Origin of the sequence: Lacrimispora amygdalina, from assembly GCF_900205965.1 — a bacterium.
Taxonomy (GTDB): domain Bacteria; phylum Bacillota; class Clostridia; order Lachnospirales; family Lachnospiraceae; genus Lacrimispora; species Lacrimispora amygdalina_A.
Genome location: NZ_OAOF01000004.1, coordinates 216007 through 242410 on the forward strand (window position 1 = coordinate 216007; position 26404 = coordinate 242410).

The 26404-nt window shown below is 44.4% G+C and carries 30 protein-coding genes and 2 tRNA genes; 7 read left to right on the plus strand and 25 right to left on the minus strand.

Annotated elements, in window-relative coordinates; all coding sequences use genetic code 11:
• Positions 1 to 41: 41 nt before the first annotated feature.
• Genes CRO04_RS07790 through CRO04_RS07845 form a run of 12 tightly spaced genes read right to left on the minus strand, consistent with a single transcriptional unit; the run spans position 42 to position 9018 of the window.
• A complete protein-coding gene (locus CRO04_RS07790) occupies positions 42 to 1118 on the minus strand; it encodes a type IV pilus twitching motility protein PilT (RefSeq protein WP_097003670.1) in 1077 nt (358 codons plus the stop codon).
• Positions 1119 to 1137: 19 nt separating this feature from the next.
• Positions 1138 to 1572 (minus strand): short-chain dehydrogenase, encoded by a 435-nt coding sequence (locus CRO04_RS07795; RefSeq protein ID WP_097003671.1) that lies wholly within the window; start codon positions 1570 to 1572, stop codon positions 1138 to 1140.
• Positions 1573 to 1587: 15 nt separating this feature from the next.
• Positions 1588 to 1995 (minus strand): hypothetical protein, encoded by a 408-nt coding sequence (locus CRO04_RS07800; protein WP_097003672.1) that lies wholly within the window; start codon positions 1993 to 1995, stop codon positions 1588 to 1590.
• A 1-nt stretch (position 1996) separates the two neighbouring features.
• Positions 1997 to 2479 (minus strand): DUF4860 domain-containing protein, encoded by a 483-nt coding sequence (locus tag CRO04_RS07805; protein ID WP_097003673.1) that lies wholly within the window; start codon positions 2477 to 2479, stop codon positions 1997 to 1999.
• An 11-nt stretch (positions 2480 to 2490) separates the two neighbouring features.
• The gene (locus tag CRO04_RS07810; protein ID WP_420323206.1) at positions 2491 to 2820 is read right to left on the minus strand and encodes a hypothetical protein; all 330 of its coding nucleotides are present in this window, start codon (positions 2818 to 2820) and stop codon (positions 2491 to 2493) included.
• A gap of 3 nt (positions 2821 to 2823) precedes the next feature.
• Positions 2824 to 3876 (minus strand): type II secretion system F family protein, encoded by a 1053-nt coding sequence (locus CRO04_RS07815; RefSeq protein WP_097003675.1) that lies wholly within the window; start codon positions 3874 to 3876, stop codon positions 2824 to 2826.
• Between the two features lie 28 nt (positions 3877 to 3904).
• The gene (locus tag CRO04_RS07820; protein ID WP_097003676.1) at positions 3905 to 4888 is read right to left on the minus strand and encodes a transglutaminase-like domain-containing protein; all 984 of its coding nucleotides are present in this window, start codon (positions 4886 to 4888) and stop codon (positions 3905 to 3907) included.
• Between the two features lie 20 nt (positions 4889 to 4908).
• Positions 4909 to 5646 (minus strand): 23S rRNA (guanosine(2251)-2'-O)-methyltransferase RlmB, encoded by a 738-nt coding sequence (rlmB, locus tag CRO04_RS07825; protein WP_097003677.1) that lies wholly within the window; start codon positions 5644 to 5646, stop codon positions 4909 to 4911.
• Positions 5643 to 6101, minus strand: a complete 459-nt coding sequence (locus CRO04_RS07830; RefSeq protein WP_097003678.1) for a Mini-ribonuclease 3 — start codon at positions 6099 to 6101, stop codon at positions 5643 to 5645. The genes rlmB and CRO04_RS07830 overlap by 4 nt, the downstream gene beginning before the upstream one ends.
• Positions 6086 to 7489 (minus strand): cysteine--tRNA ligase, encoded by a 1404-nt coding sequence (cysS, locus tag CRO04_RS07835; protein ID WP_097003679.1) that lies wholly within the window; start codon positions 7487 to 7489, stop codon positions 6086 to 6088. Before cysS ends, CRO04_RS07830 begins: the two co-directional genes overlap by 16 nt.
• 23 nt (positions 7490 to 7512) lie before the next feature.
• Positions 7513 to 8058, minus strand: a complete 546-nt coding sequence (gene ispF / locus CRO04_RS07840) for a 2-C-methyl-D-erythritol 2,4-cyclodiphosphate synthase (RefSeq protein WP_097003680.1) — start codon at positions 8056 to 8058, stop codon at positions 7513 to 7515.
• A 33-nt stretch (positions 8059 to 8091) separates the two neighbouring features.
• The gene (locus CRO04_RS07845; protein WP_097003681.1) at positions 8092 to 9018 is read right to left on the minus strand and encodes a diacylglycerol/lipid kinase family protein; all 927 of its coding nucleotides are present in this window, start codon (positions 9016 to 9018) and stop codon (positions 8092 to 8094) included.
• Between the two features lie 218 nt (positions 9019 to 9236).
• Between CRO04_RS07845 and CRO04_RS07850 the strand changes: the two genes are divergently transcribed.
• Positions 9237 to 9680, plus strand: a complete 444-nt coding sequence (locus CRO04_RS07850; RefSeq protein ID WP_097003682.1) for a hypothetical protein — start codon at positions 9237 to 9239, stop codon at positions 9678 to 9680.
• 118 nt (positions 9681 to 9798) lie between these two features.
• Here CRO04_RS07850 and CRO04_RS07855 read toward each other — a convergent pair.
• From CRO04_RS07855 to CRO04_RS07865, 3 genes are all read right to left on the minus strand, one after another.
• Positions 9799 to 9872 (minus strand) — tRNA-Met (locus CRO04_RS07855).
• A gap of 34 nt (positions 9873 to 9906) precedes the next feature.
• Positions 9907 to 9979, minus strand: a tRNA-Val gene (locus CRO04_RS07860).
• Positions 9980 to 10128: 149 nt separating this feature from the next.
• On the minus strand, positions 10129 to 11013 hold the full coding sequence (locus CRO04_RS07865; RefSeq protein ID WP_097003683.1) for a LysR family transcriptional regulator: 885 nt from the start codon (positions 11011 to 11013) through the stop codon (positions 10129 to 10131).
• 127 nt (positions 11014 to 11140) lie between these two features.
• On the opposite strand from CRO04_RS07865, the gene CRO04_RS07870 reads away from it, so the two are divergent.
• Positions 11141 to 12139: a YeiH family protein gene (locus tag CRO04_RS07870; RefSeq protein WP_097003684.1), complete on the plus strand. Its 999-nt coding sequence runs from the start codon at positions 11141 to 11143 to the stop codon at positions 12137 to 12139.
• Positions 12140 to 12201: 62 nt separating this feature from the next.
• Here CRO04_RS07870 and CRO04_RS07875 read toward each other — a convergent pair whose 3' ends face one another.
• Entirely contained in the window at positions 12202 to 13116 is a 915-nt protein-coding gene (locus CRO04_RS07875; RefSeq protein WP_097003685.1) for an NYN domain-containing protein, read from the minus strand.
• Between the two features lie 194 nt (positions 13117 to 13310).
• On the opposite strand from CRO04_RS07875, the gene CRO04_RS07880 reads away from it, so the two are divergent.
• The 3 genes from CRO04_RS07880 to CRO04_RS07890 are packed head-to-tail and all read left to right on the plus strand — an operon-like array spanning position 13311 to position 14406.
• Entirely contained in the window at positions 13311 to 13496 is a 186-nt protein-coding gene (locus CRO04_RS07880) for a spore coat associated protein CotJA (RefSeq protein WP_097003686.1), read from the plus strand.
• A complete protein-coding gene (locus CRO04_RS07885; protein WP_097003687.1) occupies positions 13493 to 13789 on the plus strand; it encodes a spore coat protein CotJB in 297 nt (98 codons plus the stop codon). Before CRO04_RS07880 ends, CRO04_RS07885 begins: the two co-directional genes overlap by 4 nt.
• The gene (locus CRO04_RS07890) at positions 13789 to 14406 is read left to right on the plus strand and encodes a manganese catalase family protein (protein WP_097003688.1); all 618 of its coding nucleotides are present in this window, start codon (positions 13789 to 13791) and stop codon (positions 14404 to 14406) included. Before CRO04_RS07885 ends, CRO04_RS07890 begins: the two co-directional genes overlap by 1 nt.
• 126 nt (positions 14407 to 14532) lie before the next feature.
• Here the strand turns inward: CRO04_RS07890 and CRO04_RS07895 are convergent, their stop codons facing one another.
• The 3 genes from CRO04_RS07895 to CRO04_RS07905 are packed head-to-tail and all read right to left on the minus strand — an operon-like array spanning position 14533 to position 19131.
• On the minus strand, positions 14533 to 14841 hold the full coding sequence (locus CRO04_RS07895; RefSeq protein WP_097003689.1) for a DUF3837 family protein: 309 nt from the start codon (positions 14839 to 14841) through the stop codon (positions 14533 to 14535).
• Positions 14842 to 14855: 14 nt separating this feature from the next.
• Positions 14856 to 18059: a carbamoyl-phosphate synthase large subunit gene (gene carB, locus CRO04_RS07900; RefSeq protein ID WP_097003690.1), complete on the minus strand. Its 3204-nt coding sequence runs from the start codon at positions 18057 to 18059 to the stop codon at positions 14856 to 14858.
• The gene (locus tag CRO04_RS07905; protein ID WP_097003691.1) at positions 18052 to 19131 is read right to left on the minus strand and encodes a carbamoyl phosphate synthase small subunit; all 1080 of its coding nucleotides are present in this window, start codon (positions 19129 to 19131) and stop codon (positions 18052 to 18054) included. The genes carB and CRO04_RS07905 overlap by 8 nt, the downstream gene beginning before the upstream one ends.
• 400 nt (positions 19132 to 19531) lie before the next feature.
• Between CRO04_RS07905 and CRO04_RS07910 the strand changes: the two genes are divergently transcribed.
• Both CRO04_RS07910 and CRO04_RS07915 read left to right on the plus strand, forming a co-directional pair.
• A complete protein-coding gene (locus CRO04_RS07910; protein WP_097003692.1) occupies positions 19532 to 19729 on the plus strand; it encodes a hypothetical protein in 198 nt (65 codons plus the stop codon).
• 116 nt (positions 19730 to 19845) lie between these two features.
• The gene (locus CRO04_RS07915) at positions 19846 to 21096 is read left to right on the plus strand and encodes a peptidoglycan-binding protein (RefSeq protein ID WP_420323207.1); all 1251 of its coding nucleotides are present in this window, start codon (positions 19846 to 19848) and stop codon (positions 21094 to 21096) included.
• 77 nt (positions 21097 to 21173) lie between these two features.
• Here the strand turns inward: CRO04_RS07915 and CRO04_RS07920 are convergent, their stop codons facing one another.
• From CRO04_RS07920 to dapF, 6 genes are all read right to left on the minus strand, one after another.
• Positions 21174 to 22076: a DUF368 domain-containing protein gene (locus tag CRO04_RS07920; protein WP_097003694.1), complete on the minus strand. Its 903-nt coding sequence runs from the start codon at positions 22074 to 22076 to the stop codon at positions 21174 to 21176.
• A gap of 34 nt (positions 22077 to 22110) precedes the next feature.
• Positions 22111 to 22755, minus strand: coding sequence for an HAD family hydrolase (locus CRO04_RS07925; protein WP_097003695.1), 645 nt, complete (start codon positions 22753 to 22755; stop codon positions 22111 to 22113).
• A gap of 123 nt (positions 22756 to 22878) precedes the next feature.
• Positions 22879 to 23661, minus strand: a complete 783-nt coding sequence (locus CRO04_RS07930) for an N-acetylmuramoyl-L-alanine amidase (RefSeq protein ID WP_097003696.1) — start codon at positions 23659 to 23661, stop codon at positions 22879 to 22881.
• An 80-nt stretch (positions 23662 to 23741) separates the two neighbouring features.
• On the minus strand, positions 23742 to 24197 hold the full coding sequence (locus CRO04_RS07935; protein WP_097003697.1) for an Lrp/AsnC family transcriptional regulator: 456 nt from the start codon (positions 24195 to 24197) through the stop codon (positions 23742 to 23744).
• Between the two features lie 134 nt (positions 24198 to 24331).
• Complete coding sequence (locus CRO04_RS07940) at positions 24332 to 25561, minus strand: LL-diaminopimelate aminotransferase (protein ID WP_097003698.1); 1230 nt, start codon at positions 25559 to 25561, stop codon at positions 24332 to 24334.
• Positions 25562 to 25576: 15 nt separating this feature from the next.
• On the minus strand, positions 25577 to 26389 hold the full coding sequence (gene dapF / locus CRO04_RS07945) for a diaminopimelate epimerase (protein WP_097003699.1): 813 nt from the start codon (positions 26387 to 26389) through the stop codon (positions 25577 to 25579).
• Positions 26390 to 26404: the final 15 nt, after the last annotated feature.

Genomic DNA, 26404 nt, shown 5'->3' on the forward strand with positions numbered 1-26404 from the left:
CCTGTTCTTATTATAGATAGTGTTACTGCATGAAATGGAAACTATGCGTTTGATATTCCCCGTTCTATTTTTTTTAACATTAATTCACCGTTACTGCTGTAAATGACTGCATTCTCTTTTGAAATCTTTCCCTCTTTAAAAAGATTTAAGAGACTGGAATCCATGGAGCGCATTCCTTCTGCCTGACCGGTGGCTATAACCGAATCAATCTGGTGAGTCTTGGATTCCCGAATCATATTGCGGATTGCATTGTTAAAAAACATAATTTCAAATGCCGGATACACACCCCCGTCAATGGTTGGAATCAGCTGCTGGGATATGACTGCCTGCATGACCATGGACAGCTGCATCCGGATCTGCTGCTGCTGATTGGGAGGAAAACTGTCAATAATGCGGTCAATGGTATTGGCTGCTCCTACCGTATGGAGTGTAGAAATTACCAGATGACCGGTCTCAGCCGCTGTCATGGCAATCCGGATCGTCTCATAATCCCTCATCTCACCCACCAGTATGACATCCGGCGCCTGGCGGAGAGCAGATCTCAGCCCGGTTACATAGCTGTCGGTATCTGTGGTCACTTCCCTCTGGGTTACCACACTCTGTTTATGACGGTGCAGGTATTCCAGGGGGTCCTCCAGTGTGATAACATGGGCATTGCGCGTATTATTAATTTTATCAATGATGCAGGCAAGTGTAGTGGTCTTACCGCTTCCGGCAGGACCAGTCACCAATACAAAACCTTTTGTCAGCCTGGCTGCCTCCATAACGGTTTCCGGAATATGAAGCTCTTTAAAATCGGGAAGATCGAAGTTTACCACGCGGATTACCGCTGCCAGAGAGCCTCTCTGCCGGAACACACTGGATCGAAACCGGGAGATTCCGGGAATTGCAAAGGAAAAATCATCGTCCCCATGCTCTTTTACTTTCCCCATGCTTCTTTCTCCTGCCAGCTGGTAAAGTTCTGTAATCAACTCCTCCATCTGGGCCGGATACAGCTTTTCCTCACTTTGATAAACAATTCTGCTTCCAATCTTATACGAAAAGGGCATGCCTGGCACAAGAAATATATCAGATGCCTTCTGTGCCACGGCAGAACTTAATAAATCTACTACCTTCATCTTCCTGTCTCCTGCTCTGTCAATTCCCGCCCTTCCATACGGGCATGGATTGATCTATTTCATAATCTTCTGTCTGAATCACTTTCCACTGGGATACTGCGATCATTCCAGCCTTTTGGGGCATCGGTGTCAGCTTTATGGAAAGGGCCTGGGACCGTTTCATGGGAATCCGGGTTGATATTGTCCCGGTTTTGGCGTCATAATAATCCCCAAGCTCCAGGGAAAGAGTATTATGATCCATCGCCTGTAAAACCATCTGGTAAAATGCTTCCCCCTCCCGATCCGCTCTGTAATATTCCGTAACAGAATCTGCGCTTCTCTGAGCCAGATTCCATTCGCTCTTAGCAGTACTGAGAGAAAGCATCCCAAATGTAACCAGGCAGAGTATCATGAATATTAAGATCAGAGTGGGCGTTCCGATATTGGCTTTGTAGCCAATTTCCTGCTTTGCCATATGCTCCTCCTTTCCTCATTCCGTCTCATGGCGGCTGACGTTCAGGGAATACAGTGTGTTTCCAGCCTTTGATACACTCACTTCTGCTTCCAGCCGGTTTATAATTCTGATCTCCCCATCATAAACAGCGTGGGACGGATCAGCGGTATTTCCATGTTTGTCATACAGCCGGGTATACGTCTGCACAGAAGCATCCCCTTTCAAACTGTACGAATGGCTTTTTAACCCCGCTTCCCCTTCCGCCTTCCAGATCTCGGCTGTACTTTGGGCAATCAGCACACTCTGATTTAAATCAGCCGCTCTTTTGCTCAGCAGATCCGCCTTTACAAAAGCCTGAATACAGACGGCTGCACACAAAAGAAAGAAAAATACGACTGCAATCATCTCCATCATCATTACATTGGATCTGTTTTTTCTATTCATCTTAAGCCCCTCCGCTTCGTAAGGAAAGGAAGAGTTCTCCGCCTGAATCGCTTTCTGATCTCAGATGCAGAAGGTGATCAGAAAGCTCCATAGTGATCTTGCCACATTCCAGTATCTGATTTCCATTCTGAACAGAAAGTCCGCTGTTCTGATCCGCAAATAGCTCCCACAAGCTACCGTCACGGTAATAAATCTGTGTCACATATACTGTTCCCTCAATGGACTGCTTTAATTCCAGGACCTGTACTCCCCCGCTTTCTGTCAGTGATACGGCACCGGTCTCATCTGCCTGCCTGACCTTATTGGCGATATAGCTGAATGCAATCTCTTTCTGATAGGCCAGCTCCGATCTATGATTGATGTTTTCGTAGACTTTGCCGCCGATTAATATGAGAAACAGGGCGCTCATCACAAACACCAGAAACAAAAGGAGAGGAAATACAACTGTTCCCAACCGGCTTTTTGATATTTCTTTTCCTGTCATGGTACACCTTCCTATGGATTTTGTAACTGAACCGTGATATCCGGCATGAAATTGGAGGCGAATCCGCTGTAAAATACATTGTAGCGGTCCCTGTCAATTTTAATTCCGTAATATTCTTCTAAATATTCAACACTGGGAGGATATCTTCCTTCTATTGCATAGCACTGAACCGATGCCCTGCGTATTGCATCCCGTAAAGTCTCTGCTCCCCGATCACCGGAACGTCTGGAAAATGTTAGAGCAGATGAGATAAAAAGTGCAACTGCCAGAAAAAACGCTCCCAGGGATACCAGCTGGCCTGCCAGATCCTTCCCCCACTGTCTTTGTTTTTTCATAGACACCTCCTAGCCGATGGCAGACAGTACACCCATTAACGGCAGCATGACGGATAACAGAATCATGCCCACAGAAACGGCAAGAACCGCTATCACCGTAGGTTCAAAGCGGCCAATCAACTGTTCCGTAGCAAGATCAGCTTCTTCCTCGTAGCTTTTTGATATTTCCGACATCACACTGTCCAGGCGGCCGCTTCTGGTCCCCACCTTAATCATCTGGATATAAAAACCGCTGAAAAGACCGGTATCTTTCATGGCAGTATAATAATCACTTCCTGCCTCTAACTGACTGGCGCACTGGCGGATCTTCTCTTCTACTGCCGGATTTTCAACCAGCTCTCCGGCAAGTTCCATTCCTTTTTCCAGATCCAGACCGCTTTTTAACGTCAGGGAAAGAACTGCGGTAAAACGGCGGTTTGCTATAGATCCTGCAATTTTGTTTCTTCGTTTCAGCCAGTTAATAACGCCTTCTGCCAGAGGAATATTTTTGCCGTATCTCCCCATAATCCAGACAAAAAAAGCCGCAATACCAAGCAGAAGAACGATTATCAGCGCAGCAGCGCAAAATATTCCTCCCAATCTTGTTGCAGCAATGGATACCGGCGGCATCTGGGCCCCCAGTTGTTTATATACCTTCTCAAATACAGGCATTACCCTGGTAAAGAGTACAAAGAGAACAATCAAAAGCATACCGGTCATCATAGCCGGATAAGTAACTGCATTTTTTAAGTTCTTCTTCATAATATGCTCTTTTTCGTAATATCCGGCAAGGGACTCCATGATCTGATCCAGAGTTCCGGTTTCTTCCCCAAGTTTTGTCATTCGGATCATATAAGTCGGATAAACGCCGGTTTCCTTCAGCACTTTCGAAAACGGATTTCCCATTTCCGCCTCCTCTGCCATGGTTAAAAGCAGCTCCTTTTCTTCCTTCTGTCCGGCATCCTCCGCCATAACAGACAATCCCTCATCAAGAGGGACCGCTGCATGAAGAAGAATGGAAATCTGAAGACAGAATACTGAAAGTTCCTGGGCAGAGTACTGTTTTTTCTCTGTTTTTGCCATCTGTCCTTTCTCCCTATCATTCAATTCTTTAGTATGTATATTTTGCTTTATAATTCGAACTGTTTGTAATGTAATCCTTTACAGAGGGATCATTCTTCCCCGAAGAAGCAAAGGTGGGATCCATCAGCTTCCACTGATAGCCGTCAAAATAAATCATATTATCCACCCAGCCCTGTCCGTCTATGTAAACACTTACCCATGCATGATAGAGGCTTCCTGTGTATCCAACGATCAGTTTCGTGGGAATATTCTGAGAACGAAGCATGGCTGTCATAACCGCTGCATAATCAAAGCAGATTCCCTTCTTCACCGACAAAACATGATCCACATCCGGCAGGTAACCGCTCTGAACCGTATTAGCCAGTGCCGTATCGTATGTAAAATTTTGGACTACGTAATTATATACATTGCTCACAACCCCAAGGGCATCTGCCGCCGAAGCCGCAACCTCCGCACCTTTTAAAACCACTGCACTGCCGGCACTGAAATTAACATACTGGTTGGGATAAAGAAACGGTTCAAATTCATTGGAAAGAGTTACGTTAAAGCTATTGTTTGATTTTACCGCATACTGGTTTCCGGTCACCTGTTCCAATACCCGGACAGTATAGGTTCCGTTTCCCTCCGTCAGCGGAAATACCTCATAAGAGGATCTGGCATTTAAATCATATGTATAAGTCTCTCCCCCGCTTTTTAAAACCTGTACCTTTATTTTAGCCGAATTGCCTGAATACTGTACCATCACATACCCATGACTGGTATTGGAGGCATCCACAAGAACCGAATTGCTGCTGTACGTGACCGTCCCTGATGCCTGAGGAACCTTGACGCTGCTTTTGGCAGGTTTTGAATAGAGCGGAACCGCCTCATCTTTAATCGTCACAACCGTTGTCCACTGTGTGGATTCTGCCGTCTGGTCAGCAGATGCGATCCGGTTTGCCGGGGCACAGCCGTTTAAGGAAACTGCCAGGGCTGTACAGACAGCCGCAGCAGCCATACCTTTTTTTCTCATGCTTATCATCTCCTAAATGGTTATCCCAAACGCTGCCTTACAATCTCATAAGCCAGCACTCCTGCAGCTACTGAGGCATTGAGAGAATCGATGTTTCCCTTCATGGGAATAGAGGCGACCATATCGCAGGTTTCTTTTACCAGTCTTCCCACGCCGCTGCCCTCACTGCCGATTACAAGACCAATCGGTCCTTTTAAATCCAGCCTGTACATGCTCTCTCCATCCATATCAGCACATACAAACCACATTCCCTTTTTCTTTAAATCTTCCATTACAGCAGTTAAATTCGTTACTTTCGCAACAGGTGTATAGTTAAGAGCGCCTGCAGAAGTCTTTGCCACTGTGGCGGTTAAACCTACTGCTCTTCTCTTCGGTATAATAACACCATGGGCGCCTGCCAAGTTAGCTGTACGGATAATCGCTCCCAGATTGTGGGGATCTTCGATTCCATCAAGCAGGAATAAAAACGGCGGTTCTCCCTTTTCCTCAGCTGCCTTTAACAAATCTTCCACTTCTGCATATTCATAGGCAGCCGCATGGGCGATCACACCCTGATGGCGTCCTTCCTCAGACATCTGGTCCAGACGTTCTCTTTCTACAAAGTTAACGATGGTATCTGACTTTTTGGCTTCTCTCAATATAGACTGAATGGGGCCATCGGATACTCCTTTTAACACAAACAGCTTGTCTATGGTCTTACCGGAACGGAATGCTTCAAGCACTGCATTCCTTCCTTCTATCGTAAATTCTTCTATCATTCCAGTTCTCCTATTCTGTTAAGCCCCCTGCTTACCACCAAAATCAAACGTTCCAGACTTCCCTTTAAATAAAGATAGCCGCATAATGCCTCAAAACCGGTTGCAGTTCTGTAATCTGCCACCGTCGCATGTTTTGCTGTTGTAGCAGATTTGGCATTGCGTCCCCGTTTGTACACGGCTATCTCCTCAGGAGTCAGCTCTTCCCCTTCAATCAGACTCCGGATGAGATCAGCCTGAGCTTTTGCATTCACCAGCCTGGCACTTTTTTTATGCATATTATTCACCTGTGTGCTGCCATAGTTCAAGACTTTTGTACGGATTATGAGTTCATAAACCGCATCTCCGATATAAGCCAGTGCAAGAGGGGAATAGCTGGTAATATCCACTTTCTTTAATTGTAGCGTATCTGCAAAAAAATCAGTAAATGCAGACAGTGAATTTATATTCTCTTCCATTTTACACCTTCCCTGGTGTCCTCCAGTACAATGCCCTGATTAAGGAGCTTACCCCTGATTTCATCAGCCAGTGCAAAGTCTTTGTCTTTTCTAGCCTGCTGTCTTGCTGCTATCATGGCTTCAATCTCTTCATCAAGAATTACTTCTTCTTTTTCTGTGATAATGCCTAAAATGCCGCAAAGCTTTTCTATGGTATCCAGTAATAAGGAAATATATTCCAGGGAACTTTCTTCATCTGTGGTAGTATTGCTTAATTTTACCAGTTCAAAAACAGCAGAAATGGCATCTGCAGTATTAAAATCGTCATCCATGGCAGCTTCATATTTTTCTACAAGCGCATCAGCCAGACTCCGGTCTTCCTTCTCAAGCAGACCTTCTGTTTTCCCTGCCTGTTTCAGTCCTTTTAACTTATCAACAGCAGTCAGAATACGCTCCAGTCCGTTTTTCGAGGATTCCATTAAATCCGCACTGAAATTTAACGGACTTCTGTAATGAGCACTTAGCATAAAGAAACGAAGCACCTGAAGATCATATTTTTCACTGATGTCACGGACAGTAAAAAAATTGCCCAGTGATTTCGACATCTTCCTATTATCAATATTAAGAAATGCGTTATGCATCCAGTATCTGGCAAATTCTTTTCCGTTAGCCGCCTCACTCTGGGCGATCTCATTCTCATGATGTGGGAAGATTAAATCCTCGCCGCCTGCATGGATATCAATCTGATCTCCTAAATATTTCTTAGACATAACCGAGCACTCGATATGCCAGCCAGGTCTTCCGTCACACCAGGGGGACTCCCAGTATGGCTCCCCTTCCTTTTTGGGTTTCCAGAGTACAAAATCAGAAGGATCTTCCTTTTCCTCTTCTCCGGTAACTTTCAGTTCACGAAATCCTGACTGTAAATCCTCCAGGTTTTTATGAGACAGCTTACCATACTGGGAAAAGGACTTAGTCCGGAAATAAACGGTCCCATCGGCTGCAGCATATGCATGGCCGGAATCAATTAAATCCTTTATCATGTCAAGCATGCCGCAGATTTCTTCTGTAGCAAGCGGATTCTTAGTCGCCGGCTTCACATTCATGGCTTCCATATCCTTTTTGCACTCCTCAATATAACGTCTGGATATGGTATCTGCATCAACGCCTTCTTCTATGGCTTTTTTAATGATCTTATCATCCACATCCGTAAAATTGGAAACAAAATTCACCTCATAGCCTTTGTATTCAAAATATCTCCGCACAGTATCAAATACGATCATGGGACGCGCATTACCAATGTGTATCAGATTATAGACCGTAGGACCGCAGACATACATCTTAACCTTTCCTGCCTCTAACGGTATGAATTCTTCTTTTTGTCTGGATAACGTATTAAAAATCTTCATGTTGTCTCCCTTCTATTCTCCTGTTATTCATGTTTGCAGCAGCCTTTGCAGCCCTGACAATCATTTTGCATCATTCTGTCATCATAACAGTAATCTCCAACAGAAGTTAAAAGAGCAACGGCCTGAGCGGAAATTCCTTCTCCTCTTCCTGTAAATCCAAGTCCTTCCTCTGTTGTTGCTTTCACACTCACCTTATCAGCAGGCAGACCAAGAGCAGCGGCAATCTTCTCCGCCATCAGGGGTCTGTATGATAAAAGCTTTGGTTTCTGGGCAATGACTGTGGAATCAATATTCTCCACTACATACCCTTTTTCTTCCAGCATACCAGCCACATGCTTTAACAATTCTATGCTGGAAACATCTTTAAATCTGGGATCCGTATCCGGGAAATGTTCCCCGATATCGCCAAGTGCAGCAGCTCCCAATAAAGCATCTATAATTGCATGGGCAAGCACATCTGCATCGGAATGGCCCAGAAGCCCCTTCTCATAAGGAATCGTTACTCCTCCCAGGATTAAATCCCTGCCTTCTGCAAATTTATGAACATCATATCCCTGTCCAACTCTCATTATTTTTCCTTTCCTATATAAATAGATCAGATCTTATACGATCATACGAAGTTTTTTACCAATACACCGAATCTCCACATCCCTCTGGCAAAAGCAGCTTTCTCCGTCTACATGAACTGCCATGGGGCGGTCCATATGAATACGAATCTCTTCGCAGTGATAAAACCGGATTCCTTTGTTTATAGATTTTCTTCCCATCAGGGAATTAAGCAGCACATGAACCAGCTTTCTCTTCTTCCGGTTATTCATCACGCAAACCGACAGTCTGCCGTCTTCATAATCTGCATCCGGTGCAAATTTAAATCCACCGCCTTCATATGGATGAATATGAGCGGAAATAAAATAAGCATGGTTAAACTCTATCTTCTGCACACCATTTAACAGTACATATCCCTTACATGGCTTAGCCGATATCAGCTGTCTGACACCTGCAAGCAGATAAGCCAGCTTCCCGATCCGAAGCCTGTGAAGCAGCCCTTTTGTCCTGGAATACAGCAGATTATGACATACTGCCGCATCCATACCGATTCCGGCACTGACCATGAAACGCCGGTGGGAGATTTCACTGTCTCCGTAAGATAATACACCGTAGTCCATCAGTTTATAATATTTGGGGTGCAGGATCTTGTTCAGACACCTGACCGGATTATGCGGAAGTTTTAAGCTTCTTGCCAGATCATTGCCCGATCCCGCCGGAATATACCCAAGTGTAACACAGCTGCACATGGAAAATCCGTCAAGGACCTCATTAACCGTCCCATCTCCTCCAACCGCAATAATCACATTGGATTCCTTACAGCCGTCCGTTATTTTTTTTGCAAATAACTTAGCATCTCCCGACCGTTCCGTTATATATGCCTGATATTCCACGCCGGAATCTTTTAAAGTTTGTTCCAGTTTTTCCCAGATAATTTTACCCCGCCCACAACAGGAGTTTGGGTTAACAATAAAATAGTACATGGAATCCCTCCGCTTTTTGCTATTAGTAAGTATAACATAAAACAACAGAAATGAATATATAAAAAAAGGAAAATGGTCCGGGCTTCCTGTCGAAACAGGCAGAATCCTGAATTTTATTGGTTCTTGCATTTATTCCTTAATTTTTATATAATGATTTTAGATTTGCCGGTCAGGTTTTGGACCTGTTGCAAGCGAATAAAATTACGGGGGTAATTTACATGAGAAAGATGCAATTATTTCTCGCTGCTGCGTTATTGACCGCAGCATTCAGCATGACGTCCTATGCAGCGGACTGGAAGAGCAATGATAATGGGTGGTGGTATGAGAACGACGACGGTACTTATCCCGCAGGCAAACTGGAAAAAGTCGGGGAAAACTGGTACTATTTCAACGCAGACGGATACGCTCAGCAGGGCTGGGTACAGCTTGATACCGGCTGGTATGAATTAAACGACTTTGGAATCTGCCAGAATCCCATTGATCCCGCTACCAATCAGCCTGCAGGCGCTCCTTACGGCGGCTGGATTAAATATGTTGAATGGTTCGGAAGCAAAGAAGATCTTGGTGCTGTTTTCCACAACAACTTCTACTGGATTAAATTTTATGATATAGAAAAAACAGATATTACCAATGTACTTCAGGACGATTTTAACCAGGTTTAATCGTACTGGCGGGCCAGTATCTCTGATACTGGCCATTTCTCCCTGCGGTCTATTCCCGCAAACAAAAAAACACATCAAATCCAACTGAAGTGTTAGATTTACATGTGTTTTCCACAAGTAGCGGAAGGGAGATTCGAACTCTCGACACCACGGGTATGAACCGTGTGCTCTGGCCAACTGAGCTATTCCGCCATATTAAATTGTCTGATAAGCGGCTGCTTATCAATGGGACCTACAGGGCTCGAACCTGTGACCCTCTGCTTGTAAGGCAGATGCTCTCCCAGCTGAGCTAAGATCCCAGTGCCTGTCAGGAGCTTTTATTTTCTCTCGTTCCCGACTGCTTCATTAGTATAATATGAATTGTATCAATTGTCAACACTTTTTTGTCAATTATTTTCTTTTTTTACCAGGTCCTGTAAAACCCTGATTCCTCCGTGGTTTTCGCCGCTTATCCCTCTGTTCGGAACAAGTCAAAAATATTTTTATAGTAATTTTTATAGATACTTCCCTTTCTCCAGATGAAAGAAAAATCATGAGACAAATCAAAATCTTCCAGATGTATCTTTCTTAAAATACCTTCCTCCAATTCCCGTTTTACAGCAGTCTCATACAAAAAGGTAATCCCCTGCCCTTTAGCAGTCATCTGCTTTATGGCGCCGATGTTGTTAACCTCCACCCGGCTGGTAAAATCCTGAAGAAGCAGGTTTTTTCCCTCCAGATACCGTTCTAATACATAACGGGTACCTGAACCGGACTCTCTGATAAATATACGCTCCCCCAAAAGATCCTCCATCTTCTTCACTTCCTTATGAAACTGGTAATCCGCCGCACACACAGCTGCAAAGGGCTGGGAATCATAAACCAGGAAATCATACTCCTTCTTTTGAAAGAAACCTTCCACAAGAGCAAATTCAATTTCACCTTCATTCAGCTTCTGCAATAGCTCCTTCGTATCCGCCACAATCATGTGAACCGCCGAATCGGGATATATCTCTAAAAATCTTATCAGTGCATCTGGCATCTTATATTCCCCGATGGTCATCGTGGCTCCGAATACCAGTTGTCTGCTTCTCTCCGACTGCTGTTTCATCACCTTTTTTAAATGAAGTTCATCATCTTTCATGGTAATGGCGGCTGACAGTAGTATTTTCCCGCTGTCTGTAAGGCTGATCTTCTTCCCGCTGTACTCAAACAGGCGGACTTTGTACTCCTCTTCCAGATGTCTGATGTGATGGGATACTGCAGGCTGGGTGATATTCAGTTCTCCTGCAGCTTTTGTAAAATTCATATGTTTGCAGACAGCAAGAAACGTATCCATACGAAAATCCAGCATCTTGTATCCTCCTCGGTAGTATTAGCTAAATCATAACATATATTTATCATTTAATAAATATTTATAATTTTATTTTATTGTACTTCTCCTTTATAATTGCTTCAGATTGAAAAGGAGGAATTCACTTATGAAAAAATATGTTCCAGGTCTGCTTGTGTGCCTGATGATTGCCATCCCCGCATGGTTTCTTGGAAAACTGGTTCCTGTTGTGGGAGGACCGGTTTTTGCCATACTTCTTGGTATGGGAACCGCGCCTTTTATCACCGGAAAGGAGAAGTTCCGGCCAGGTGTCACCTTTACTTCCAAAAAAATTCTTCAGTATGCCGTGATTTTACTGGGCTTTGGCATGAATTTATCCACGGTGCTGCAAAAAGGCAGACAATCCCTGCCCATTATCGCCTCCACCATTACAGTCTCCCTTGTGATCGCCTATGTTCTGTTTCACAAGTTAAAGGTTCCTGAAAAAAGCGCCATTTTAATCGGAATCGGATCATCCATCTGCGGGGGCTCCGCAATTGCCGCAGCAGCACCTGTCATTGATGCCGACGATCACGAAATTGCTCAGGCAATTTCCGTTATTTTCTTATTTAACATTGCTGCTGCCCTTTTATTTCCTGCTTTTGGCAGCGCACTTGGTCTTACCAATGAAGGCTTCGGACTGTTTGCAGGAACTGCCATTAATGATACTTCTTCCGTTACTGCGGCCGCATCTGCCTGGGATGGAATCTACAAAAGCAATACACTGGAGGCTGCAACCATCGTGAAACTGACACGTACACTTGCCATTATACCCATAACTCTGTTTCTGGCCTTTCACAGGACCAGAAAAGAACGAAATGGTTCCGGGCAGAAAACAGGGCTTGCTAAGATATTTCCTTTTTTCGTACTGTATTTTCTGCTGGCCTCCATTATTACCACTCTCTTTTCCCTTCCTCATTCCATTACCGGCCAGATCAGGGAATTAAGCAAATTTTTTATTATACTTGCCATGGCTGCCATCGGTACCAATACAAATCTGCCCCATCTTCTGAAAACGGGGAAAAAACCGATCATCCTGGGTTTTAGCTGTTGGGCAGGAATTACCGCCGTGAGCCTTACCCTGCAGAAGGTACTTGGAATCTGGTGATTTCGTACAGAATCATACAGGCTGTGACGGGAGCGCAAAGCCACCCTGTCACAGCCTGTTTATTATTTTATATAAACGGATTTACTGTTATTTTTATTCTCCCGGACCTCCAGCTGTGAAATGCTGTGTACAAATTTGGAAAATGTAGAATAGCCGTAATCCTTAACCTTAAAATCTGTAAATTTACGATGCATGCCATTGCCAAGAGCAGCCAGCTCCATGCCATTCTTTCCGCTTCCTTTTACCAGTTTCACTGCGTAATCGTCCAGTTCCTGTTTTCTGGTCCGGTTGTCCTTGATCCGTACAGTAACCACATTGCTGGTCTTTCTCAGTTCAAAGCTTTCCATCTCCTCCAGAAATTTGGATAAAGAGCTGTATCCATAATTTCTTACGTCAAAATCCGAATATTTCTTAACAAGCCGGTTCCCGATTTCACCCAGGCCGGTTGCTTTGTTCTTGTCCTCATTTTCCAGAATAATCGAAGCAATGTCCTGTTCAATCACCTCTTTTCCGATGGCTCCGCCTCCGGTTCCCTCTTCATCCTGGTCCAGCAAAATCTCCAGATTGGTAAAAACAGTACAGGCAGCGCGGAACGATTTGGGAGTCTTTTCCTCTCCCATTCCAATAACTTCCTTACCGGATTCCCGTAAACGGCTGGCAAGACGGGTAAAATCACTGTCACTGGATACAATACAGAATCCATCTACATTATCAGTATAAAGCAAATCCATGGCATCGATAATCAGAGCGGAATCGGTTGCATTCTTTCCTACTGTATTGGAAAACTGCTGAATCGGTGTAATGGAATTCTCAAGCAGCTCCATCTTCCATTTGCCCATCTGGGCGCTTGTCCAGTCACCGTAAATTCTTTTGTAGGTAATCACTCCATATCGGGTCATCTCATCCAGTATACACGTAATATACTTTGCGGATATATTATCCGAATCAATCAATACTGCAAATTTTTTATCACTCAATCCTCTGCTCTCCCGTCATTAATGTTTTACATTTTCTGTCAATTCATTGACTTTATCTCTATTATATTTCATTTTTCCATTTATTACAATAACATCGCATTGGGATAAATGGGATAATTTTTGCATCGTATTTTTTTTAATTTGAACCATAATAAAAAAGAGTTAATGAAACATCAACAGAAGGGAGTGTTAATATGAATTCAGTAGCTGTAAATGAATGTGAAACTGCAACACCCAGTCAAACTGTAGTATTAGCCATTGCAACCATTCCCATGCAGCCTTGGGAACAGCCATTTGATCCAAAAACTGCTTTAAAACACGGAACAATATTTCCCAGCCTGGATCTGCCATTTTATGTGACAGGAGGGGAACAGCCATGATTGATCAAAAAAGTTTATTTAACCAAATAACAGAAATCAGTTTTACCGTAAATGATTTAAATCTTTATCTGGACACCCATCCTCTGGATGAAAATGCGCTGAATGCATTCAAGGATGCAATGACTCAGAGAAAACAGCTATTGCAGACCTATGCAGATAATTTTGAACCACTCACCATGAACTGTATCTGCCCTGATTCCAACAACAAAACAAAAACCCAGACTAAATATCCGGACCAGAGGCATTTTACCTGGTGCGACGGTCCTCTTCCATGGGAAGGAGGTGCATTCTGATGTGGACTTATGAAAAAAGGCTTCAATTTCCTGTTAATATTAAAAATGTCTGTCCCAAAACTGCTTCTCTGATTATCAGCCAGTTTGGCGGTCCGGATGGAGAGCTGGCAGCTTCCATGCGTTATCTTTCCCAAAGGTATTCCATGCCATGCAAGGAAGTGGGAGGACTACTCACCGATATCGGAACGGAGGAGCTGGGGCATCTGGAAATGGTTTGCTCCATTATTTATCAGCTGACAAAAAACCTGACTGCGGAACAGGCCAAAACCGCCGGATTTGATGTTTATTATGTGGATCATACCACAGCACTCTGGCCAACAGCTGCTGCAGGAGTTCCTTTTAATGCCTGTGAATTCCAGTCGAAAGGCGATGCCATTACCGATCTGGTAGAAGATCTGGCTGCGGAACAGAAGGCAAGAACCACCTATGATAATTTAATCCGTATCATTCCAGACCCAGATATTCGGGAACCACTTAAATTTTTACGGGCAAGGGAAGTGGTTCATTTCCAAAGATTCGGCGAAGCACTGGAAAAAATAAAGACTACGCTGAATCCTAAGAACTTTTATTATTACAATCCCGAATTTGACAAGCAGTTTGTAAAAAAAGAGATGTAAGCTTATAAACCAAATAAAAATCACCTTTCAAACAAAAACGAAAGGTGATTTTTATTATCCGGCTTATTAAACACTTCCTTATTATATACTTCGCATTTAATTTATCAACTGTAGACTTTTCCGCTTTTACCGCTGTTCATCATAGCTGTATTTTAACAGCTCATAGATTTCATCTGTTACCCGGTCATCTTTATAATACTCATCAAGAAGGGTTATGATTTTAGCTGCATATTCCGACGGAACCGGAAGTCCGCCAACTGCGTCATGAAAATCCTTCTTCATGTCACTGACCATCTCTTTTTTTTCGGGAACAGGCAGACCATAGATCTTATAAAGCATTCCCATAGCCGCACACGCCTCATTGGGGGATGTTAAGGGCGCGTTTTCGAATCTGGTTTTAATTTCAACAGCCTGTTTATTAATATAAAACACCATAATATTGTAATTCCTTATACATTTTTAACTAAAGCAATGTCAATCAGGGTGAGTTCCTTTGCTCTGTTTTCCATACTGGTAACCAGGGCAGCTGCCGTATCCAAAGACGTAAGCACGGTCACGCCGGTTTCGATCGCATTTCTGCGGATTACAAAACCATCCTTGCTTCTGTCAGCGCCCTGAGGCGGAGTATCGATTACCAGATCTATCTCATGACCCAGAATCAGATCCAGGAGGTTGGGGGACTCCTGCTCCAGCTTGCGTACCTGGAAAGCTTTGATTCCGTTATCATTTAATACCTTTGCCGTACCGGCCGTAGAGAAGATCTTGTAACCCTGATCTTTAAATCTGCGTGCGATATTGATAATTTCTTCCTTATCAGAATCCTTTACCGTAATGATCATGTTCTTATGCTTTGGAAGCTTGATTCCTGAGCCTGCAAAAGCTTTGTAAAGTGCCTCATTAAAGGTCTTTGCAATACCCAGACACTCTCCTGTTGACTTCATCTCCGGTCCCAGGCTGATATCTGCGCCGCGTATCTTTTCAAAAGAGAACACCGGCATCTTTACAGCAATGTAATCTGCTTCCGGCTGAAGTCCCGGCTTATAACCAAGTTCTTTAATGGTATGTCCGCAGATAACTCTGGTTGCCAGGGGAACAATGGGGATTCCTGTAACCTTGCTGATATATGGCACTGTACGGGAAGACCTGGGATTTACCTCGATGACATAGACATCTTCTCCGCTGACGATAAACTGAATATTTATCATTCCCTTTACATGAAGTGCTCTTGCAAGTCTTCTGGTATATTCCACAAGCTTGTCTTTGATGGCTTCGTTCAGGCTCTGGGCAGGATAAACGGAGATACTGTCACCGGAGTGAACGCCTGCCCGTTCAATATGTTCCATGATTCCCGGTATGAGAATGTCTTCTCCGTCACAGACGGCATCTACCTCAATTTCCTTACCCACAATATATTTATCTACCAATATGGGGTGTTCCTGCGCGATCTGATTAATTATCGCAATAAATTCATCAATATCCTGGTCAGAGATGGCAATCTGCATTCCCTGTCCTCCCAGAACGTAGGAAGGTCTTACAAGAACGGGATACCCCAGCTCCGCTGCCGCTGCCTTGGCCTCTTTTGCTGTGTATACCGTCTTTCCTGCAGGCCGGGGAATCTGACACTCTTCCAGAATCTTATCAAAAAGTTCCCGGTCTTCTGCCGCATCCACATCCTCTGCTGCAGTGCCCAGAATGGGTACGCCCATCTTCATCAGTGCCTCTGTCAGTTTGATGGCTGTCTGGCCGCCGAACTGCACCACTGCTCCGTCCGGTTTTTCAATATCCACAATGCTTTCCACATCTTCTGGTGTCAAAGGTTCAAAGTACAGTTTATCCGCTATATCAAAATCTGTACTGACTGTCTCCGGATTGTTATTGACAATAATGGTCTCATAGCCTTCCTTACTGAAACTCCAGGTACTGTGAACCGAACAGAAGTCAAATTCAATTCCCTGACCGATCCGGATTGGTCCGGAGCCTAATACAAGAACCTTTTTTCTTCCTGTCGTCTCCTCCGCTTCATTCTCACTTCCAAAGCAGGAGTAGTAGTACGGCGTCTCTGCAGCAAACTCAGCTGCGCAGGTGTCTACCATCTTAAATGCTGCGGTTATCCCATTTTCTTTTCTTGTCTGATGGATTTCTTCTATAGATATACCGGTCAGCCTTGAAATCACTGTATCCGGGAATTCCAGTCTCTTCGCTTCTTTTAGCAGCTCCGTTGTGAGAGGACCTTTCTTTAAAGCTTCTTCCATCTCCACCAGAATCGCCAGCTTATCAATAAACCAGACATCTATCTTTGTAATGTCATGAATGAGTTCATAGGCAAAGCCTCTTCTTAACGCCTCCGCAATCACCCAGATTCTTCTGTCATCTACCAGATGAAGGGTTTCTGTCAGCTGGTCATCGGTAAGTCCTGTGAAATCATAGGACATTAAGCTGTCCACATGCTGTTCCAGAGAACGAATGGCTTTCATTAACCCGCCTTCGAAATTGGTGCAGATACTCATTACTTCACCGGTTGCCTTCATCTGTGTGCCGAGCGTTCTCTTCGCACTTAAAAACTTATCGAACGGAAGGCGGGGCATCTTAACCACGCAGTAATCCAGCATAGGCTCGAAGCTCGCATATGTTTTCTTGGTTACCGCATTCTTAATCTCATCAAGAGTATATCCCAGCGCAATCTTTGCTGCAACCTTGGCAATGGGATAACCGGTTGCCTTGGAAGCCAGGGCTGAGGAACGGCTGACTCGTGGATTTACTTCGATTACACAGTATTCAAAGCTCTCCGGGTGAAGCGCATACTGAACGTTGCAGCCGCCTGTGATGCCTAACTCACTGATGATCTTTAATGCAGAGGTACGAAGCATCTGGTATTCCTTATCTCCCAGCGTCTGGGAGGGAGCCACTACGATGCTGTCGCCTGTATGAACGCCTACAGGGTCGATGTTTTCCATGTTGCAGACAGTAATTACATTGCCTGCGCCGTCCCGCATCACTTCATACTCAATCTCTTTCCAGCCTGCAATACAGCGCTCCACCAGAACCTGCCCCACTCGGGATAAGCGGAGTCCGTTTTCCAGGATCTCACGGCACTGGGCCTGATTTTCCGCTATTCCGCCGCCTGAACCACCCATTGTATAAGCAGGACGCAGGACGATGGGGTAACCGATTTCTTCCGCGATCCTTAAACCGTCTTCCACATTCTCCACGATATCAGACGGAGCCACCGGCTCGCCGATCTTTTCCATGGTTTCCTTAAACATCTCCCGGTCTTCTGCCTTTTTTATGGTCAGGGCTGTAGTTCCGATGAGGCGGACATTGTTCTTCTGGAAAAATCCCTTATCCTCAAGCTCCATCGCCAGGTTTAAGCCCGCCTGGCCTCCGAGGGTGGGAAGCACGCTGTCCGGTCTTTCTTTTAAAATCAACTGCTCCACGACTTCTACGGTCAGTGGCTCAATATAAACCTTATCTGCAATATCTTTATCTGTCATGATGGTTGCAGGATTGGAATTTAATAAAACAACTTCAATTCCTTCTTCTTTTAAAGAACGGCATGCCTGTGTTCCTGCATAATCAAATTCTGCTGCCTGACCGATGATAATCGGACCGGATCCAAGAACAAGTACTTTTTTGATATCCTGATTCTTAGGCATTCTTTGCCACCTCCATCATATTTATAAAACGGTCAAATAAGTAGCTGGAATCCTGTGGTCCAGGACAGGCTTCCGGGTGGTACTGTACAGTAAATATGTTCTTTCCTGTATATTTCATACCTTCGTTGGTTCCGTCGTTGACATTTACAAATGCAGGAACTGCCACTGCCGGATTCACAGTCTCCTCGTCCACCACATATCCGTGGTTCTGGGAAGAGATATAAACCCTTCCGGTTTCTAAATCCTTTACCGGGTGATTGCCTCCCCTGTGCCCATATTTCAGTTTATGGGTATCTGCGCCTGTGGCCAGTGCCATCAGCTGATGTCCCAGGCAGATGGCAAAGATAGGGATATCGGATTCATAAAGCTTACGGATCTCCTCAATGACCTCTGTACATTCCTTTGGATCTCCAGGGCCATTTGACAGCATAATTCCATCCGGGTTGGAAGCAAGTATCACTTCTGCCTTCGTATCTGCCGGATACACCGTAACCTCACAGCCTCTCTCGTTTAAGGACCGTGCAATATTCTTCTTGGCACCTAAATCTAACAGTGCAACCCGCTTGCCTTCACCAGGAAGCACATAAGATTCCTTACAGGTGGTTGCCTTCACAACGCCTGTGACAGAATAAGTTTTCATTCGCGAAATGACTTCGTCAAGATCAAATCCTTCCTGGGTTGTGATCATGCCGTTCATTGTACCTTTTTCTCTTAAGATTTTTGTTAGGGCTCTCGTATCGATACCACTGATACCTGGAATGTCGTTTATTTCTAAGAAATGCTGAATGGTATCCTCGCTTCTAAAGTTGCTGGGGATTCTAGATAATTCTCTGACAATGTAGCCGTCCGGCCAAGGTTTGCATGACTCCATATCTTCCTGACAAACGCCGTAATTACCAATAAGAGGATAGGTCATCACAACTGCCTGTCCCGCATAGGAGGGGTCGGTGAGGACTTCTAAATAACCCGTCATGGAAGTATTAAAAACAATCTCGCTTATCACTTCCCGTGTTGAACCAATGCTCGTGCCTGTAAAAACAGTGCCGTCTTCCAGTATTAAAAAAGCTTTCATACGCAAAGTCCCAATCCTTTCTTAATTATTGTCCATGCTTTTTGGACATAGAGGGATACCCGAAGGGTGTTTCTTAATTATTGTCCATGCTTTTTGGACATAGAGGGATACCTGAAGGGTGTTTCTTAATTATTGTCCATGCTTTTTGGACATAGAGGGATACCCGAAGGGTATTTTCTGAGCTGACTGGTATCAGCCCAAATTGAATAGATTATACATTATCCTGCGACATTTTTCAACTGTTTTTTTATATTTTATTCATCTACTTTTTATGCATCATTTTTCTTTTTTCAGATATTTCAATGGCTTTTTTTGTATATTTATGCAAAGCGTTTAATATTATGCATTTTCGTATACTTTACGCATACTTTGAACAAACTATGTTTGAGGTGATAAAATCATGATTGATAACAGAGAACTTCCCATCGGATTTACCATGGAACTTGCCCAGCATTCGGACATTATGATTCAGTTTTCCGGACTCTCCAAGGAAGAGCAAAACCGAATTATTGACGGTGCAAAAGAGATTGACAGCCGCAATGAAATGAGAAGCTACGTAGAGTCCATGTTCGGAGAATCAAAAACATCTTTCTTTTAAAAAGTCCCCGCAAAAACTGATTTTTCGGTTTTATGCGGGGCTTTTGTAATCATTGCCCCAGACAGCTAATATATTAATAATAATCATTCCCAAAGGGGCTATTTATGAATCCATATATGACCACTGCCCAGGAAACAGCTGAAACCGGCTCACTTCAGGTAGATGTGGTTTCCTCAGAAAATAACTATCCCATTCAGGACGCAGAAATTTCCATCACCTACACAGGAGATCCAAACAGCATCATCGAAAAGGTAACCACCGACAGTTCCGGTCAGTCCGCAAACGTCAAACTTGCCGCTCCTCCTGTAGGCTTAAGCTTATCCCCTGGACTGGTGCAGCCATATTCAGAATATACTCTGTATATCACTGCCCAGGGCTTTGAACCCGTCGCCATAGACGGAACGCAGATCCTTGCTGAGACGGAAGCCATTCAGCCGGTCAAAATGACTCCCATTCAGGACGCGATAACACCCGTTACCCCAATTACCATTGGGGAGCACACTCTATATGGCGATTATCCTCCTAAAATTGCGGAAGCTGAGGTAAAACCAATTGCAGAAACCGGCGAGATTGTATTAAGCCGGGTAGTCGTTCCCCAGACAATTATTGTCCATGACGGTGTCCCAACAGATCCGACAGCCACCAATTATTATGTCCCCTATGGCGATTATATTAAAAATGTTGCTTCCAGTGAAATTTATGCTACCTGGCCCAGAGAAACTATCATTGCCAATGTTCTGGCTATCATGAGTTTTACCTTAAACCGGGTTTATACCGAATGGTACCGGAATCAGGGTTATGACTTCACCATTACTTCCTCTACCGCCTTTGACCATAAATGGATCTACGGCAGAAATATTTACGAAAGCATTTCCCAGGTTGTAGACGAAATCTTTAACAGTTACTTATCCAGACCCGGCATCAAACAGCCAATTCTGACCCAATACTGCGACGGCAACCGGGTGACTTGTCCAAGATGGATGTCACAATGGGGAAGCAATACTTTAGGCGAACAGGGCTATACTGCCATTGATATTCTCCGCTATTATTACGGAAGCAACATGTACATCAACACTGCTGAGCAGGTCTCGGGGGTTCCCTCTTCCTACCCTGGATATGAATTGTCTGTGGGAGCTTCGGGTGACAAGGTCCGCCAGGTACAGGAACAGCTTGATACCATTGCCGGCGTTTATACCAGAATTCCCAGAATAACAGCGGATGGGGTTTATGGGGAAAATACAGCAGAGGCTGTCCGCCAGTTCCAGTCAATCTTCAACCTCCCAGTCACAGGAGTTATTGATTTTGCAACCTGGTATAAGATCTCAAATATTTATGTGGGCATCACCAGAATTGCTGAATATTCTTAACGTTTAAAAGGGATATGCGGTCCGATACATAATTTGTATCAGACCGCATATCCCTCTGTTTTATCTCAGGCTGACACTCAGCCCTCACCTCCCAGCAGATCTGCGGCAACATAGCCTAAGAGTGCCAGTGCAATTCCTCCCAGCAGTTCATAAATCTCCACGTCTTTCCAGGGCACATCCCATAAAATTACAAATGGAGAGGAAATCACCAGCCCTATAATGACCCGGTACATCTGGTGCTCATAACGGTTCAATAGCCCTTCCACAACCCGGGCAAATAATAGTATACCTGTCAGCATTCCAAGAAAATACGGAAGCAGAACCATCCCATTTTGAATCAGACCGTTAAAATCAAGAGCACCTGCCGCCCTGATGCATGCATTATTGGTCTGCAGCACCGGTTCATAAAAGCCAAGCATCATCATAATCATTGACCCGCTTACTCCCGGCACAATCATGGTAGCAGCTGCCAGAAGGCCCACTGCGAACAGAGTTACCACCCAGTATCTGCCAGATGAAAGATATTGTGCTCCTGAAGCCATTATAAAGCCCTCTCCGTTGCCGCCAGAAGCAATCACCGACTCTGCCGCCCAGGTAATTACAATCACGATCCCGCAGGTAACACCGGCAGTCACAAGTCCTTTCCATAAATCATTGTACTTACCGGTAAAAGCTTTACGGCCCAGAGCCGGTAGACCTCCTCCGATCAGCCCCAGAAATGAAAGCTTCGTCTGAAGGGGATATGTATGAAACAGATATTCAAATACCAGTGACAAAAAAATAATTCCTGCAAATGCACCGATTCCGTAAGGAAGAAGGAGCCGTATACTTTTTACCGGCTCCTTAAACAGCCGGTTTACCGCATGGATGATCTGGTCATAGACTCCCATTGTAATGGCCAGTACTCCTCCGCTGATGCCCGGCAGTATATTTGCCACACCTATAATAACACCTTTTAGAAGCTCACCGATATACTTCAAGCAATTCCTCCTGCATTAATCCGTATATCCAATCCTATGCCAATTTCACCGCTTCTAACACATCTTTTACCTGATTCAGCTTATAATCTGCAAGACTCTGATCTAATCCAAATCTTGTATCTATAACTGCAGCAGTCACAACTCCCGCTCTGTGTGCAGCCGTGATTCCGATGGTGGAGTCTTCCACAGCCAGACATTCCCCGGGGCTTAAGTTTAACTGCTTAGCTGTATATAAATAGATTTCCGGATCCGGTTTGCTCCTTTTAAACTGCTCACCGCTGACCACTGCCTCAAAATAATCCCGGATTCCATTTTCCTTAAGAACCCGCTCCACCAGCTCCAGATGGGTGGAAGAAGCCAGGGCAAGACGGTAACCGGCCTGTTTCAGCTGCATTAATGTATCTGTTACCTCCGGGCGGTAAATACTGCGGTAATCGATCTCATCATAGATGTTTTTCTGCCGGAATTCCATTCTCAGTTCCTCCCAGGTTTGTCCGTTGGAAACCGCTCTCTCCAATACCTCCCAGCAGTCCTGGCTGGTAGCACCAACCATGGGAAACAGATCCTTAAGAACTACATTGGGATTTTTCGTTCTTGCAAATTCCAGCTGATATTCCAGATAGACTACTTCACTGTCAATAATAACACCATCCATGTCAAATATTACTGCCTTAATCATAATTCTCTCCTCTGTACTCATTCTGATTAAGACCATACGATATAATAAGACCTTTTGTCAAGTCAAAATAAGAAACGGCCGGAAGCTGCCTGCTTACCTGCACCCTCCGGCCGCTTATCAGACTCAATACACAGCGGGGCGTTTTACCATAAATGTGTTATGCCCCAGCTGTCTGAGAGCCTGCTCCATCTTTACAGCATTGTCCATATTTCGGAATGCGCCTACACGAACCTTGTATAAACCGTCTTCATAAACTACAAAAGCCGGAAATCCCTGGGATTTCAATATATTGGTCTGATTCTCTGCTAAAGAACGCACCCGGAACGCACCCGTCTGTATCTGATAATACTCGGTCTGACTTTCCTCCTGCTGCTTTATGGTATTTAAAATACCATCGGCAATTGCCTGTGCGATCTCCTGAAAATGATCGTCAAAAATATAATTGTCTTCCTCGTTATCTATAAATCCAGCCTCCACCAATACGGAAGGAACCTTCGTTCTTCTAAGCACTACCAGCCCCGGGCGTTCCACCGTTCCTAAATTGGTAAATCCCACAGAACCAAGACCATCTCCGATATTTTTTGCCAGCATTCCCTCTACGCCCTTATTTTCAAAAACAAGGGTCTCAACACCGGATCCGGTGCCAGGAACCGGCATGGCATTCCGATGAATGGAGACGAATAGATCTGCTTCTGCATCATTGGCCATCATAGCTTTTTCCAGGGGTGTATTATAGGTATCGTCAGTTCTTGTATACCTGACATCAACTCCGTTTTCTGCAAGGATTTTCCCAACAGCAAGCGCAAGTTTTAAGTTATCATTTTTTTCCTGCCGCCCAGTATATTCTGCACCCGGGTCCGCACCGCCGTGACCGGCATCTATTACCACGATCTTTCTCTCAGCCAAAAGAAAAACTCCTTTCACATACCTCTATTCTATAACGTATGTAAAAGAAGTGTTCTCCGTACCATGTTTCAGACCATGATTTATGCATTTTCTCCTAATTCCGCCATCACATCCACACCTCTTGGTCCAACAGGAGTAGAAAAAACGATCTGGGTGCTGGTCTTTCCGTACTTCTGAAGCTGTCCGATGAAAATATCCAGTTCCATGGTGCTCTGAAACGCCACCTTAATCAGCATGGAAAAATCTCCTGTAACACAATTGCATTCCAAAACATTAGGTATGGAATCCATATAGGAATAAAACTGAATTTTATCTACCGGTAAAACATCCAGATTCACAAACGCAATGATGTGATATCCCAGCTTCATTGGATCCACAGATGCGTGATATCCGGTAATGATTTTTTCCCGCTCCAGCTTTTCAATTCTGGAGGAAACAGCAGGCGAAGACAAAAAGGTATTTTCTGCTATGTTCTTTAAAGATGCCCGGGCGTTCTTCTGCAGTGTCTGCACTATTTTCTTATCAATATCGTCCATATCTTCCTCCTTGAATTAAAAAAAGCGCCAGTACCTCTAAAGTACTGAACGCTTTTGTTCTAACAAATTAAGCTTAAATCTTATTAATCTTTTCTTATCAATATCATAACCAATTATTAAATACTTGTCAACGTTTATTTTATTAAGGATGGCATATTTTTAATCCGTTCAATGGCTTCCACTGTATTTTCATAGGTTCCGAATGCAGTAAGCCGGAAGTACCCTTCCCCGCTGGGACCAAAACCACTTCCAGGAGTTCCCACAACGCTGGCTTCCTCTAACAGACGGTCAAAGAAATCCCAGGAAGTCATGCCTTCCGGCACCTTTAACCAGATATAGGGAGCATTTACACCGCCGTAGACTTCACAGCCTGCTCCTTTTAAGCCGTCATAAATCACCCTTGCATTTCTCATGTAGTAAGCGACCTGCTCTTTTAACTGAGCCTTCCCCTCTTTGGAATAAACCGCTGTTGCCGCTTTCTGAATGATATAGGGTGCTCCGTTAAACTTTGTTCCATGACGTCTTGCCCATAAGGAGTGAAGTTTGACTCCGCCCCGTTCCAGAGATTTGGGAATTACGGTAAAGCCAAGACGCACACCGGTAAAGCCGGCATTCTTTGAGAAGGAACGGAACTCGATGGCACAGGTTCTGGCACCCTCGATCTCAAATATGGTGTGAGGTACATCATCCTGAGCAATATAAGCTTCATAGGCCGCATCGTAAAGAATAACCGCTCCTGTTTTATTGGCATAATCCACCCATACCTTTAACTGGTCTCTGGTAAGAGTGGTTCCTGTTGGATTATTGGGAACACATAAGTAAATAAGATCCGGAGTCTCCTCAGGCAGCTGGGGAACAAACTGATTCTCAGCTGTGCATGGCATGTAAATGACATTGCTCCACTTTCCTGTCTCTTCATCATATTCGCCGGTTCTTCCTGCCATGACATTGGAATCCACATAAACCGGATATACCGGATCACAAACAGCAATTTTACAGTTTTGATCAAAGATCTCCTGAATATTTCCGCAGTCACTCTTTGCTCCGTCGGATACAAAAATCTCATCCGCCGATATCTGGCATCCTCTTGCAATGTAATCCTCGCCGGCTATGAGTTCTCTTAAAAAACCATAACCAAGATCCGGTGCATATCCATGAAATGTTTCAGCCTTTCCCATCTCGTCAACCGCTCCGTGAAGCTCTTCAATAATAGCCGGCGCAATGGGTTGTGTTACGTCACCGATTCCAAGACGAATCACCTTTTTATCTGGATTTGCCTCTGTATAAGCATTTACCTTTTTTGCAATCGTGGAAAAAAGATAACTTCCAGGTAATTTTAAGTAGTTTTCATTGATCTTAAGCATAAGTTCCTCCTGATTTTAAAAATTATTTATGTCAAACTCTCCCTCAAACACTTCCACAGCAGGACCTGTCATAAATACATGACCGCTACCCTCTCTGTCCCAGTGAATGGTTAAGTTTCCGCCTTTTAAAGATACTAAAACCGTATTGCCGGTACGTCCGCAAAGTGCCGAAGCGACTGCGCTGGCGCATGCTCCGGTTCCGCACGCCCACGTCTCCCCACTGCCTCTCTCCCACACTCGCATACGAATGTGCTCCGGACTGATGACCTCTATAAATTCAGAATTGGTACGCTCCGGAAAACGCTCATGATTCTCAAAACCAGGCCCAATGGATTCTAAATCCAGACTGTCAATATCATCCATATAGTAAACCGCATGAGGATTGCCCATAGAAATACCGATAAATTCATAATCCGTTCCATCAACACAGATCGGCTCCGGGATCTGGCTGGTTACTTCCGGGATTCCCATATCAACCGTTAAGAGAATTGCTTTACCATTCTCCTCTGTCACTTTTAAATGTTTGATTCCAGCTCCTGTTTCCACATCAAATTCCGTCTTGTCTACCAGATGATGATCAAACACATATTTTCCCACGCAGCGGATCCCGTTCCCGCACATGGAACTTTCTGACCCGTCTGCATTAAACATACGCATACGGCAGTCCGCCACCCTGGATGGGCAGATCAGGATCAGCCCGTCTGATCCGATTCCAAAATGACGGTCACTGACTTTTATAGAAAGCTGTGCAGGATCTTCCACTGCTTCTTCAAAGCAGTTAATATAAACATAATCGTTTCCGATTCCTTGCATTTTAGTAAATTTCATCTTACTCCCCCACTA